Genomic DNA, 12,997 nt, shown 5'->3' with positions numbered 1-12,997 from the left:
GATTAAACAATGTGATTCATGACTACTCAATATTTAAAAATAAATCCTGCCGATAACGTAGCGGTGGCAATTGCCGAGCTTCCCGAAGGTGAAACCATTCAGGTGGATGGTCAAACCATTACGGTGAAGCAAACGGTTCCTGCCGGACATAAAGTGGCGTTGACCTCTTTTGCCGTGAACGACCACGTCGTGAAGTACGGTTACTCTATCGGTCATGCCATTGTGGCCATCGAAGCGGGCGAATGGGTGAACGAGAAGAAAATCAAGACTAACCTCGAGGGTGTGCTCGACTATGAGTACCAACCGAAACTGGTGCAGCTCGATATCCCGAACCGTAACCTGACATTCAAGGGCTATAAACGTAAAAACGGCGAAGTGGGTATCCGTAACGAAATTTGGATTATCCCGACCGTGGGTTGCGTTAATGGTATTATCAACCAGTTGGCCGAAGATCTGCGTAGCGAAACCGGCGGCAATGGCGTGGATGCTATTGTGGCATTCCCTCACAACTACGGTTGCTCTCAGTTGGGCGACGACCACGAAAATACCCGCAAAATTCTGCGCGACATGGTGCTCCACCCCAATGCAGGTGGCGTGCTGGTAGTTGGTTTGGGTTGTGAAAACAACCAGCCTGCTGCTTTCCGTGAATTCTTGGGTGACTACGACACAGAGCGTGTGTTGTTTATGGAAACCCAGAAAATTGCCGGCGACGAACTGGAAGAGGGTATGAAACTCTTGCGTCAGCTCTACGATAAAGTGAGCGAAGATGTGCGTGAGGATGTGCCTCTTTCGAGCCTGCGTGTGGGCTTAAAGTGTGGTGGCTCCGATGGTTTCTCCGGCATCACAGCCAATCCGTTGCTGGGTGTATTCTCCGACTTTTTGGTGGCTCAGGGCGGTACCAGCGTGCTGACCGAAGTGCCCGAAATGTTCGGCGCCGAAACCATACTTATGAACCGTTGTGGTACACCTGACCTGTTTGATAAGACGGTACATCTGGTAAACGATTTCAAAGAATATTTCATCAAGAATAACCAACCGGTGTATGAAAATCCGTCTCCGGGAAATAAAGCCGGCGGTATCTCTACTTTGGAAGAAAAATCGCTGGGATGTACCCAAAAATGTGGTGCTGCCGTAGTGCACGACGTGCTGAAATACGGCGATCGTATCAAGACTAACGGCTTGAACCTACTCAGCGCGCCGGGCAACGATCTGGTGGCCAGTACGGCTTTGGGTGCTGCCGGATGTCACATGGTGTTGTTTACCACCGGTCGTGGTACACCGTTTGGCAGTTTTGTGCCTACGATGAAAATTTCTACCAACTCAACTTTGGCAGCAAACAAACCTCTCTGGATCGATTTCAATGCAGGGGTATTGCTTGAAGGAGTGTCGATGGACGAACTTAAAGAACGTTTCATTGAATACATTCTGAAAGTGGCCAACGGCGAGAAGGTAAATACGGAAAAGAAGAACTTCCGCGAGATCTCTATATTCAAAACGGGAGTTACTTTGTAAGTGTTCGTTTGATAAATGATGGGAAAGCGCGACGGGATTTATCCTTAGTCGCGCTTTTTTTGAACAAATCAGCCTGTAGCTCCTGTAATTAAGCCTATCTTTGTGAAACATTTCTGTTTGGTCAATTCTTAATCAAAATAAATCTATATTTTATGTTCAAAACAAATCAGTATTTCGATGGAGCGGTAGTTTCCATTGCTTTGGATTCGGCCGAAGGTAAGGCTACTGTTGGTGTGATGGCGGCTGGCGAATATGAATTCGGCACGGCAACTATCGAGTTAATGACCATTATTTCGGGACAGTTGACCGTTCAAATACCCGGCGAAACAGAGTGGAAAACCTACAAAAAGTTCGAAACTTTCGTGGTTCCGAAAGATGTGAAGTTCAAAGTGAAGGCAGCGGAAGACACTCCCTATTTGTGTCTGTATAAATAACCGTCAATTTGCATAAATATTTGAAAATGGGTAAGGCAACCGCGCTTTACCCATTTTTCTTATTGTATTTTAGGTGAATATGCAGGTGTGGAGATTCCGTCGAAAAGCGCTTTTTTGTTGTTAATCAGCTTGGATTGTCGTACCTTTGTGCTCTCTTTTGAAAACGGTAAAATGTACTTAGTTCATGTTTGTATGATCCTTATCAGCCATTTTTCGTTATTCATTGTCCTTTACTTTTTGTTCTGAAAATATGCCTCAACGTACAGAAATAGCTACACTTGGAGAGTTCGGATTGATCGATCATCTCACCAAACAGTTTCAAAACACCAATCCTTCGACCGAAAAAGGGGTGGGGGACGATGCCGCAGTGTTGTCGTATATTGATAAAAAGGTGTTGGTGACTACCGATTTGTTGCTCGAGGGAATTCATTTCGACCTGGTTTACGTGCCCTTAAAGCACCTGGGATACAAAGCTGCTGTGGTTAATTTTTCCGATATTTATGCAATGAACGGATCTCCAAAGCAACTTACGGTTTCGATGGGAATTTCCAAACGTTTTTCGGTAGAAGATATCGATGATTTTTATGCAGGTATCAAACTGGCTTGCGAGCGCTACGGTGTTGATTTGGTCGGTGGTGATACCTCGGCATCGGTAACTGGTCTGTCCATTTCCGTTACTTGTGTGGGTGAGGTAGCTGCCGATAAAGTTGTTTACAGAAATACGGCTAATGAGAATGACATTATATGTGTAACCGGCGATCTGGGAGCGGCCTACATGGGCTTGCAACTCCTCGAACGCGAAAAAATAGCCTTTAGCGGACAGGCAGACTTTCAACCCGATTTTAAGGGAAAAGATTATCTGCTCGAACGGCAATTGAAGCCGGAAGCACGCAAAGAAATTATAGAAGCTCTTGCCACTAAAAATATTGTACCAACGTCGATGATCGATATTTCGGACGGGCTGTCGTCGGATGTTCTTCACATTTGTACCCAAAGCAAAAAAGGATGCCGCATTTATGAAGACCGCCTGCCGATCGATTATCAGACAGCAGTGATGGCCGAAGAACTCAATATGAACCTGACCACGGCGGCCATGAACGGAGGTGAAGATTATGAACTCTTGTTTACCGTTCCGGCATCTCAGCACGATGACGTGGTTACCATCGAAGGGGTAAAAGTGATCGGATATATTGCCAAGGAAGACTTGGGTTGCGCTTTGATAACCCGCGACGGTCAGGAATTCCCCATCAAAGCCCAGGGCTGGAATATCAATGATGCGATTTGATAATGTGCCAATGTGCTAATTTGAAGATGTGTAAATTTATGAACATTGAATTTGAAACTTGGAACTTGAAATTTTGAATTGAAATATGAAACCTTTAAACGAACTGAAAATTGGAATTGCGTCCGATCATGCCGGCTTCGAACGCAAAGGCGCTGTTGCCGAATGGTTAGTTGATCAGGTAGCCGAATTGCACGATTTTGGTACCGACTCAACGGCTAGTGCAGACTATGCTGATTATGCTCATCCGCTTGCTCAGGCAGTGGAAAACGGAGAATTCGATCTGGGAATCGCTATCTGCGGAAGTGGTAACGGAATCAATATCACAGTTAATAAACATCGGGGAATCCGTGCCGCTTTGTGTTGGAAACCAGAACTGGCCGCTCTTGCCCGCCAACACAACAATGCCAATATTTTGTCTCTCCCGGGACGTTTCATTACCGACGAAGAGGCTATCGAAATGGTGCGAATCTTCCTGACCACCGATTTTGAAGGTGGTCGCCACCAGACCCGCATCGACAAAATTCCGTGTTGATCGAATACGTAGAGACGCATTGCATGCGTCTCTGATGTGAAATTGTACACGCGATCTAAACCAGACGCATGCAATGCGTCTCTACATTGTGTAATTTGTAAATTTCAAACAATGAAACCATTCGACGTATATCCTCTTTTCGATATAGAAATTGTAAAAGGTGAAGGTTGCTACACCTACGACGCACAGGGTAACAAATACCTCGACCTTTACGGCGGTCATGCCGTGATTTCAATCGGTCATACCCATCCGCATTACGTAAAACGGGTAACCGAACAGTTGAATAAACTGGGTTTTTATTCCAACTCGGTGCAGAATAGCTTGCAGGTTCAGTTGGCTGATAAACTGGGTAAAGCATCCGGCTATGAGGATTATGACCTGTTTATGATCAATACCGGTGCTGAAGCCAACGAAAATGCATTGAAACTGGCCTCTTTCTACAACGGAAAGAAGCGCATCGTTTCGTTCGGCAAAAGTTTTCACGGACGTACCTCCGCTGCCGTTCGCGTGACCGATAATCCGAAGATTGTAGCTCCCGTTAATAGTGGAATGGAAGTGGCATTTCTTCCGTTGGACGATATTGAAGCTGTAAAAGCCGAATTGGCCAAAGGTGATGTGAGCTCGGTGATTATCGAAGGTATTCAGGGTGTTGGCGGTATTCGTATTCCCAACGATAGCTTCCTGAAACAGTTGCGTCAGGTGTGTGACGAAACCGATACTGTTTTGATTCTGGATGAGATTCAGTCTGGTTACGGACGTAGTGGAAAATTCTTTGCCCACCAGTATGTCGGTATCCGTCCCGATATGATTACGGTGGCCAAAGGTATCGGAAACGGCTTTCCAATTGGTGCAGTGTTGATCGCTCCTAAGTTCAAGGCTGTTCACGGACAGTTGGGAACAACGTTCGGAGGTAATCATCTGGCTTGCGCCGCTGCGTTGGCCGTGCTCGAGGTGATGGAAGACGAAAAACTGGTTGAAAATGCTGCTGAGATTGGTGAATTCCTGATGGCAGAATTGAAGAAGCTTTCCGGTATTAAAGAGGTGCGTGGCCGAGGCCTGATGATCGGTATCGAGTTTGAAGAATCGGCAGCGGCTATCCGTCGCAAGCTTTTATTCGAAGAAAAAGTTTTTACCGGAGCCAGCGGAACCAATGTAATCCGTCTGTTGCCGCCACTTTGTTTGACTAAAAATGAGGCCGAAATATTCCTCGAACGCTTTAAAAAAGTGTTGAAATAATCCGTTTGCGCGAAAAGATTTAGTAACGAAAATTTCATCCTCTTTTGGTGTTCGGAAAACACGTGCTAAGTTAGTGTGAATTAGAATCTTTTTTGGATAGGAGTTTGATTTTATAATGCTGATAATTAGGTAATTAAAAATTAGAGAAATAATTCTTTAATTTAAGAAATAAAAGCATTGTTCGCACGAAAAAAATAACTACCTTTGTGCGACTTTTAATGAACTATTAAAACATTTATAACATGATTAAAGTAGGTATTAACGGCTTTGGCCGCATCGGACGTTTGGTTTTCCGTGCCGCACAAGAAAGAAACGATGTTCAAATCGTTGCAGTAAATGACCCTTTTTTGGATCTTGATTATTTAATTTACATGTTGAACTACGATACAGTTCACGGTAAATTTCAAGGAACAGCTGAAAACAAAGATGGTAAATTGTTTGTTAACGGCAAAGAAGTAGCATTTTTCGCAAACATGAACGCAAGTGAAATTCCTTGGGGTTCTGCAGGTGCTGAATATGTTGTTGAATCAACAGGTGTTTTCACTACAACTGAAAAAGCTTCTGCTCACTTGGTTGGTGGTGCTAAAAAAGTAGTTATTTCTGCTCCTTCTGCTGATGCTCCAATGTTTGTTTGCGGTGTAAACTTAGACAAATACACCAAAGACATGAACGTTGTATCTAACGCTTCATGTACAACAAACTGCTTGGCTCCTTTGGCTAAAGTTATTAACGATAAATTCGGTATTGTTGAAGGTTTGATGACAACAGTTCACGCTGCTACAAACACTCAAAAAACCGTTGATGCTCCTTCTAAGAAAGACTGGCGTGGTGGCCGTTCTATCCTCGGCAACATCATCCCTTCTTCTACAGGTGCTGCTAAAGCTGTAGGTAAAGTTATCCCAGAATTGAACGGCAAATTGACAGGTATGGCTTTCCGCGTACCGACAGCTGACGTTTCTGTTGTTGACTTGACTGTTCGCTTGGAAAAAGCTGCTTCTTATGATGAAATCAAAGCTGCTGTTAAAGCTGCTTCTGAAAACGAATTGAAAGGCGTTCTTGGTTATACTGAAGATTCAGTAGTTTCTACTGACTTCGTTCACGAAACTCGTACTTCTGTATTTGATGCAGGTGCAGGTATCGCTTTGAACGGTAACTTCGTTAAGCTGGTTAGCTGGTATGACAACGAATGGGGCTATTCAAACAAAGTTCTTGATTTGATCGCTCACATGGATTCTGTAAAATAATCGGAACCCGATATAAATAGTGAAGCCGCTTCGAAAGAGGCGGCTTCCTCTTTTTTAGAGAAAAAATTTTTTGACAGGTTTTGAAATAAACCGAAACACACCTACCTCTTTATGATGTCCTTTTTCAGTAGTGCCATCCGTGCAGAAAACTCTTGAAAACAGGGCAATTTTTTATGCAATAATATTCATAAAACCAATAGAATATAGTACCTTTGCATCGCTTTGTCAGTGGTTAATACTGATTCCAAAATAGAGCGTAACATTCAATCTATCAATAACTAAACAAATAAGTATGAGCAACAAACAAAAATTGTTCACCGAGTTTCCTGCAGTTTCAACTCAGGAGTGGATGGACAAAGCAATTGCCGACCTCAAAGGGGCCGACTTTGAGAAAAAGCTCGTTTGGCGCACCAACGAAGGGTTCAACGTCAAACCTTTTCATCGTGAAGAAGATCTTGTTGGCCTGAAAACAACAGGTTCTGTTCCTGGTCATTTTCCTTATGTACGTGGTACAAAGGCTGATAACAGCTGGTTGATCCGTCAGGATATTGACGTTTGCAACGATTGTCTGGCTGCTGCAAATGCAAAAGCAGTTGACTTACTGACAAAAGGTGTTACTTCTCTCGGTTTCGTTATCGATCGTGAAGCTGTATCTGCTGAAAACATCGCAGCTTTGCTGAACGGAATTGATATCGAAAAAGTAGAAGTTAACTTCAAAACATGCGCTACTGTTTCGGTTAAACTGACTGAAATTTTTGTTGCATACGCTCAAAAAGCAGGTGCCGATCCTAAAAAGGTATTCGGTTCTGTAAACTTTGACCTGATTGGCCGTTCATTGGCTCGTGGCAAAGCAATTGAAAATCTTGTTCAACAATATGTTGACATCATCAACGCATCACTGGCATTGCCTAAATTCCGCGTTATTGGTGTAAATCCTTTCTATCTCAACAATGCAGGTTCTTATATCTATCAGGAACTCGGTTATGCATTGGCATGGGGTAACGACATCATCGCCAAGCTGGTTGAAGCCGGTTTGACCGTTGAAGTTATTTCTAAGAAAATCAAATTCAACTTCGGCGTATCTTCCAACTACTTCATGGAAATCGCCAAATTCCGTGCAGCTCGTTTCTTGTGGTCAAACATCGTATTTGCTTACGGTGAAAAATGTCCGCGTACCTGCTCTAACAACCAACCTGATGGTTTGGAACGTTGTGGCGGCAAAATGCGCATCCACGCTCAGACATCAGAATGGAACATGACCATTTTCGATGCTCACGTAAACTTGCTCCGCACACAAACAGAAGCTATGTCGGCTGTTTTGGCCGGTGTTGATTCTCTCACCGTATTGCCTTTCGATGCAGCTTACAAAGAATCGGACGACTTCTCGGAACGTATCGCCCGTAACCAACAATTGTTGCTGAAAGAAGAAAGTCACTTCGATAAAATTGTTGACCCTGCTGCAGGTTCATACTATCTCGAAAACCTTACCGAATCTATCGCCAACCAGGCTTGGAAACTCTTCCTCGAAGTGGAAGAAAAAGGTGGTTTCATTGCAGAAGTAGAAGCTGGAAACATTCAGTCAGTTATCAATGCAACCAACGAAGCTCGTCGCAAAGCAGTTTCAAGCCGTCGCGAAGTGTTGCTGGGTTCCAACCAGTATCCTAACTTCAACGAAGTGGCTGCCGGTAAGATTGAAAACGTTGCTGAATGCGATTGCAAAAAACACGACGAAGTTCCTGCTCTTAACTTCAGCCGTGGTGCAAGCGATTTCGAAGCACTTCGTTTGGCTACCGAAAAATCGGGTAAACGTCCTAAAGTATTCATGTTGACAATCGGTAATCTGGCAATGCGTTTGGCTCGTGCTCAATTCTCAAGCAACTTCTTTGCTTGCGCCGGTTACGAAATCATTGATAACCTGGGCTTCGAAACAGTAGAAGAAGGTGTTGCTGCCGCTGAAAAAGCAGGTGCCGATATCATCGTTCTCTGTTCAAGCGACGACGAATATGCAGAACTCGCTCCTGCAGCATTCAAGGCTATCGCAGGCAAAAAACTCTTCGTGGTAGCAGGTGCTCCTGCTTGTGCCGACGATCTGAAAGCTGCAGGCATTGAATATTTCGTGAATGTGAAATCTAATGTATTGGATACATTGAAAGAATTCAACTCGAAGTTAGTACGCTAAGACGCTATGACGCAAAGGTTATTAAAACAAACTGACTATGAGCAGATAGGACAAAAGATTTTGAATTGTGCTTTTGAAGTACATAAAAACTTAGGTCCCGGCTTATTGGAAAGTGTTTATGAAGTTTGTTTATTAACCGAATTAAAAAATAGTAATCTATCAGTTAAGAGTCAAGTTGAACTTCCGGTTTTTTACAAAGGTGAAAAACTTAACAAGACGTTTTATATTGATATTTTGGTAGAGGATGCTATCGTTATAGAGTTAAAATCTGTAGAAGTTTTACTTCCGGTGCATGAAATTCAGATGCTGACTTATATGAAACTCGGAGATTTCAAATTGGGATTTCTTTTGAATTTTAATGAAAGCATGTTGAAAAACGGCATAAGAAGAAAAGTGAACAATTATCATTTTTAACTAATAAATAATCGCAAAACAAGAAGTTAAAATTGCGTCTTCGCGTCTTTGCGTACAAGAGATTATGAAACCAGATTTCAAAAATATACAATTTCAAAACGAGGCAGTTGCTGCTGCTCCCAAGTCGGAAAGCAACTGGCTTACACCGGAACAGATTCCGGTAAAACCGATTTATACAAAAGAAGATTTGGAAGGTTTGGAACACTTGCATTATGCTGCCGGTGTGGCTCCGTTCCTTCGTGGTCCGTACAGCGTAATGTACACCCTGCGTCCCTGGACAATCCGTCAGTATGCAGGTTTCTCTACAGCTGAAGAATCGAACGCTTTCTACCGTCGTAACCTTGCTTCGGGTCAGAAAGGCCTTTCTGTCGCTTTTGACTTGGCTACACACCGTGGCTACGACCCTGATCACGAACGTGTGGTTGGTGACGTTGGTAAAGCCGGTGTATCTATCTGCTCTGTTGAAGATATGAAAGTTTTGTTCGACGGAATTCCTTTGAACAAAATGTCCGTGTCAATGACCATGAACGGTGCCGTATTGCCTATTCTTGCATTCTACATCAATGCAGGTTTGGAACAGGGTGCTAAACTGGAAGAAATGGCCGGTACAATCCAGAACGATATTTTGAAAGAATTTATGGTGCGTAATACCTATATCTACCCACCGAAATTCTCGATGAAGATTATCGCTGACATCTTCGAATATACTTCTAAAAACATGCCGAAGTTCAACTCTATCTCTATCTCAGGTTACCATATGCAGGAAGCAGGTGCTACCGCTGATATTGAGTTGGCTTATACCCTGGCCGATGGTCTCGAATACCTCCGCGCCGGTGTTAACGCAGGCATGGATATCGACTCGTTCGCTCCGCGTTTGTCATTCTTCTGGGCAATCGGTATGAACCACTTTATGGAAATCGCCAAAATGCGTGCTGCACGTATGTTGTGGGCGAAGATCGTAAAACAGTTCAACCCGAAAAACCCGAAATCGCTGGCATTGCGTACACACTCGCAAACATCCGGTTGGTCGTTGACAGAACAGGATCCGTTCAACAACGTGGGTCGTACCGCTATCGAAGCTATGGCAGCTGCACTGGGTCACACTCAGTCATTACACACCAACGCTTTGGACGAAGCTATTGCGCTGCCGACAGATTTTTCTGCTCGTATTGCACGTAACACTCAGATCTATATTCAGGAAGAAACCAGTATCTGTAAACAAATCGACCCATGGGCAGGTTCTTACTACGTAGAAGCTTTGACCAACGATTTGGCTCAGAAAGCATGGGATCGTATCCAGGAAATCGAAAAACTGGGTGGTATGGCTGCTGCTATCGAAACCGGTGTGCCTAAAATGCGTATCGAAGAAGCTGCTGCACGTACTCAGGCTCGTATCGACTCTGGCAACCAGATTATCGTGGGAGTTAACCGCTTCCGTCTCGAAAAAGAAGCTCCTATCGATATCCTCGAAGTGGACAACTCGGCAGTACGTATTCAACAGATAGCCCGTTTGAAAGAACTTCGTGCTAACCGTAACGAAGCCGATGTGCAAAAAGCACTCGAAGCTATCACCAAATGTGTTGAAACAGGTGAAGGTAACCTGCTCGAACTGGCTGTAGAAGCCGCTCGCGTTCGTGCATCACTGGGTGAAATCTCCTATGCTTGCGAAAAAATTGTAGGACGTTATAAAGCTGTAATCAGAACAATTTCAGGCGTGTACTCATCAGAAACAAAGAAGGACGCAGATTTCGTGCGTGCTTGCGAATTGACCGAAAGATTCGCCAAAAAAGAAGGCCGTCAACCGCGTATCATGATCGCTAAAATGGGTCAGGATGGTCACGACCGTGGCGCTAAAGTAGTTGCTACCGGTTATGCCGACTGTGGTTTCGACGTGGATATGGGTCCGTTGTTCCAGACACCTGCCGAAGCTGCCAAAGATGCCGTTGAAAACGACGTGCATGTATTGGGTGTTTCGTCACTGGCTGCAGGACACAAAACTCTTGTTCCTCAGGTAATCGAAGAACTGAAAAAACTGGGTCGCGAAGATATCATCGTCATTGCCGGTGGGGTAATTCCTGCTCAGGACTACGACTACCTCTACAAAGCAGGTGTTGCTGCTATCTTTGGCCCTGGTACCTCAGTAGCGAAAGCTGCCGTACAGATCCTCGAAATTCTGTTGGAAGAGTAAAAAGCCCCCTACATCCCCCTCAAAGGGGACTTATAACTACAAAACCGGACTTGTCTGAAAATGACAGGTTCGGTTTTTTTGTTGTTGATATACTGTGTTGATAAATTGTGATGTTAATAATTTAGTTTATATTTGTGAATTAATATATAAAACATTCTTAATAGAGCAACGAAATAGATTGCAGTAAGCGAATAAGGATGCAAATTAGATGAATGTAAGTCGTTTTAATTTTTTTAATCAATAATCTAAAATCGCTATGGAAAACATGAACAGTTTCGAAAAACAAGGTGCTTTAAGTAATGAAGTGAAGGAATATCTTCTCGTATCCTCAAAATGGGGCAAATTTTTAGCCATTGTCGGCTATGTGGGAATAGGCCTGATGGCTCTTTTTGCCCTCTCTTTAATGGCCGGATTTTCAGTATTTAGTGCGTATATGCATTTGCCTTCAGCATCCGTTGGCGCTGTGGTAGGCTTTATTTACCTTGCAATAGCAGCGGTCTATCTCTTTCCGACTACCTATTTGTACCGCTTTGCTACGGGAATTAAGAAAGGCATTGAGCAGGAAGACGAATATTCCGTTACGGATGGTTTTCGAAATCATAAGAAACTGTTCAAATTTATGGGGATCTTCACGGTTGTAATTCTGTCGCTCTATGCCGTTATTCTGGTTATTGCCATCCCGACTATTCTTGTGTTGAATACTGCCGCGTAAGGAACAATAATCTTTTACAAACTTGAGGGTGTGACTGCAAGTCACGCCCTCAGCTCTGTAAAAGAGTGAAGGCCATTCATAAATGCTACTTTTTTGATTGAGATTTACGAAAGTTGTTTTCGTAAATTAGATGTTGGCAATAATATAAATCCAAAATAATGAATAATTTACCTGCAATTGAACAAATCAATAAAATATTAACAGAACTGAATGAATTAAGTCTCCAAGATATTTCTTATGACACCATTTTTGAAAAGTTAGCAACGGAACTAAAAATTATTCCTTTTGTTACTGCTATATTAAAGAAAGGGAATTATATTGAAAGAGGACGGATTAACGGACAAGAGCAGATTTTCAATTCTGAGTCTGAATTGAGTTATCGAACGGACAATGAAAACATAAAAGAATATGGACGTGCAAATTGCCCTGGTCAATCAATGTTTTATGGAGCTGTGAAATCTGAATTCATTGATTACCCAAGGATTGTAAATCTATTTGAAATAAGTGATTTATTTCGAGACGGAGACTTAATCTCAGATGGAGAATTCATTTTTACTGTTGGAAAATGGAAGATTAAGAAAGATTTTGAAGTGGTTGAAATCGTCTTTGACAAAAAAACAATTGAAAGAATCCCGGAAATAAGAAAAGCATATGAGTATCACCTTGACAACTTGAAAAAAGATTTTCCAGACAAAATTGAAGAGTACTCTGCTGTTTTGGAGTTCTTTTCTAATGAATTTGCAAAGAAGGATATTTCTTCAGATAATGATTATAAGATTTCAGCGGTTTATACGAATATGGCAATTGAAAACAAAGGACATAAAGGAGTATTATATCCAAGTGTAAGAACTGAGGGGCAAGGAAGAAATGTTGTGTTACCTATTGAAACTGTAGACAAGTACCTGGAATTAGAAAAAGTTGCTATGTTTAAAATTGTCAAACACGGAGATAAGGCTGAGATATCAAACATTGCAGTAGCACTTGAACTAGGAGAAAATAATGCCGAATTTAATTGGATTTATAATTAATTGAGAAAATACTATTGCTAACATTTTGTATAGTGCATAGGGCAGATAGTGAGTATTTGAAGTTTTTGCTCTTCTTCCAGCATCGCTAAATCGCAGCGTCGACGACGTGGCCGTATCGGCGGATCTGCGATCCGTCGCCGCTGGAGTATAGGGATCTGTGATCCTGTAAGTATAAAACAATAGAGTGTTTTATAACTATTCAAAACAGAATAATGTGGTAGTATGTTTGACGG

General features: G+C 42.8%; 11 protein-coding genes. All 11 read left to right on the top strand.

Features of this window, described 5'->3' with window-relative positions; translation table 11 throughout:
- Nucleotides 1–18 precede the first annotated feature (18 nt).
- The 11 genes from F8N35_RS08720 to F8N35_RS08670 all read left to right on the top strand — a co-directional run bounded on the left by F8N35_RS08720 (nucleotide 19) and on the right by F8N35_RS08670 (nucleotide 12,764).
- Complete coding sequence (locus F8N35_RS08720; protein ID WP_293051462.1) at nucleotides 19–1,512, top strand: altronate dehydratase family protein; 1,494 nt, start codon at nucleotides 19–21, stop codon at nucleotides 1,510–1,512.
- A 152-nt stretch (nucleotides 1,513–1,664) separates the two neighbouring features.
- On the top strand, nucleotides 1,665–1,946 hold the full coding sequence (locus tag F8N35_RS08715; protein ID WP_293051459.1) for a pyrimidine/purine nucleoside phosphorylase: 282 nt from the start codon (nucleotides 1,665–1,667) through the stop codon (nucleotides 1,944–1,946).
- A gap of 250 nt (nucleotides 1,947–2,196) precedes the next feature.
- Complete coding sequence (gene thiL / locus F8N35_RS08710; protein ID WP_293051456.1) at nucleotides 2,197–3,231, top strand: thiamine-phosphate kinase; 1,035 nt, start codon at nucleotides 2,197–2,199, stop codon at nucleotides 3,229–3,231.
- A gap of 85 nt (nucleotides 3,232–3,316) precedes the next feature.
- On the top strand, nucleotides 3,317–3,763 hold the full coding sequence (rpiB, locus tag F8N35_RS08705; protein ID WP_293051453.1) for a ribose 5-phosphate isomerase B: 447 nt from the start codon (nucleotides 3,317–3,319) through the stop codon (nucleotides 3,761–3,763).
- Between the two features lie 111 nt (nucleotides 3,764–3,874).
- Nucleotides 3,875–4,999 (top strand): aminotransferase class III-fold pyridoxal phosphate-dependent enzyme, encoded by a 1,125-nt coding sequence (locus F8N35_RS08700; protein ID WP_293051449.1) that lies wholly within the window; start codon nucleotides 3,875–3,877, stop codon nucleotides 4,997–4,999.
- A gap of 242 nt (nucleotides 5,000–5,241) precedes the next feature.
- Nucleotides 5,242–6,243, top strand: a complete 1,002-nt coding sequence (gene gap / locus F8N35_RS08695) for a type I glyceraldehyde-3-phosphate dehydrogenase (protein WP_293051447.1) — start codon at nucleotides 5,242–5,244, stop codon at nucleotides 6,241–6,243.
- Nucleotides 6,244–6,535: 292 nt separating this feature from the next.
- Entirely contained in the window at nucleotides 6,536–8,422 is a 1,887-nt protein-coding gene (gene mutA, locus F8N35_RS08690; protein WP_293051444.1) for a methylmalonyl-CoA mutase small subunit, read from the top strand.
- Nucleotides 8,423–8,428: 6 nt separating this feature from the next.
- Nucleotides 8,429–8,836, top strand: coding sequence for a GxxExxY protein (locus F8N35_RS08685; protein WP_293051441.1), 408 nt, complete (start codon nucleotides 8,429–8,431; stop codon nucleotides 8,834–8,836).
- 64 nt (nucleotides 8,837–8,900) lie between these two features.
- Complete coding sequence (scpA, locus tag F8N35_RS08680) at nucleotides 8,901–11,024, top strand: methylmalonyl-CoA mutase (RefSeq protein WP_293051438.1); 2,124 nt, start codon at nucleotides 8,901–8,903, stop codon at nucleotides 11,022–11,024.
- Nucleotides 11,025–11,280: 256 nt separating this feature from the next.
- The gene (locus F8N35_RS08675) at nucleotides 11,281–11,736 is read left to right on the top strand and encodes a DUF5362 family protein (RefSeq protein ID WP_293051435.1); all 456 of its coding nucleotides are present in this window, start codon (nucleotides 11,281–11,283) and stop codon (nucleotides 11,734–11,736) included.
- A gap of 158 nt (nucleotides 11,737–11,894) precedes the next feature.
- Nucleotides 11,895–12,764 carry a hypothetical protein gene (locus F8N35_RS08670; RefSeq protein WP_293051432.1) on the top strand — a complete coding sequence of 290 codons (870 nt, stop codon included), beginning with the start codon at nucleotides 11,895–11,897 and terminating at the stop codon, nucleotides 12,762–12,764.
- Nucleotides 12,765–12,997: the final 233 nt, after the last annotated feature.

The organism is Paludibacter sp. (assembly GCF_009712605.1).
GTDB lineage: Bacteria > Bacteroidota > Bacteroidia > Bacteroidales > Paludibacteraceae > Microbacter.
The sequence above is the reverse complement of the archived record's forward strand: the minus strand, read 5'-3'. Positions and strand labels throughout refer to the sequence as shown.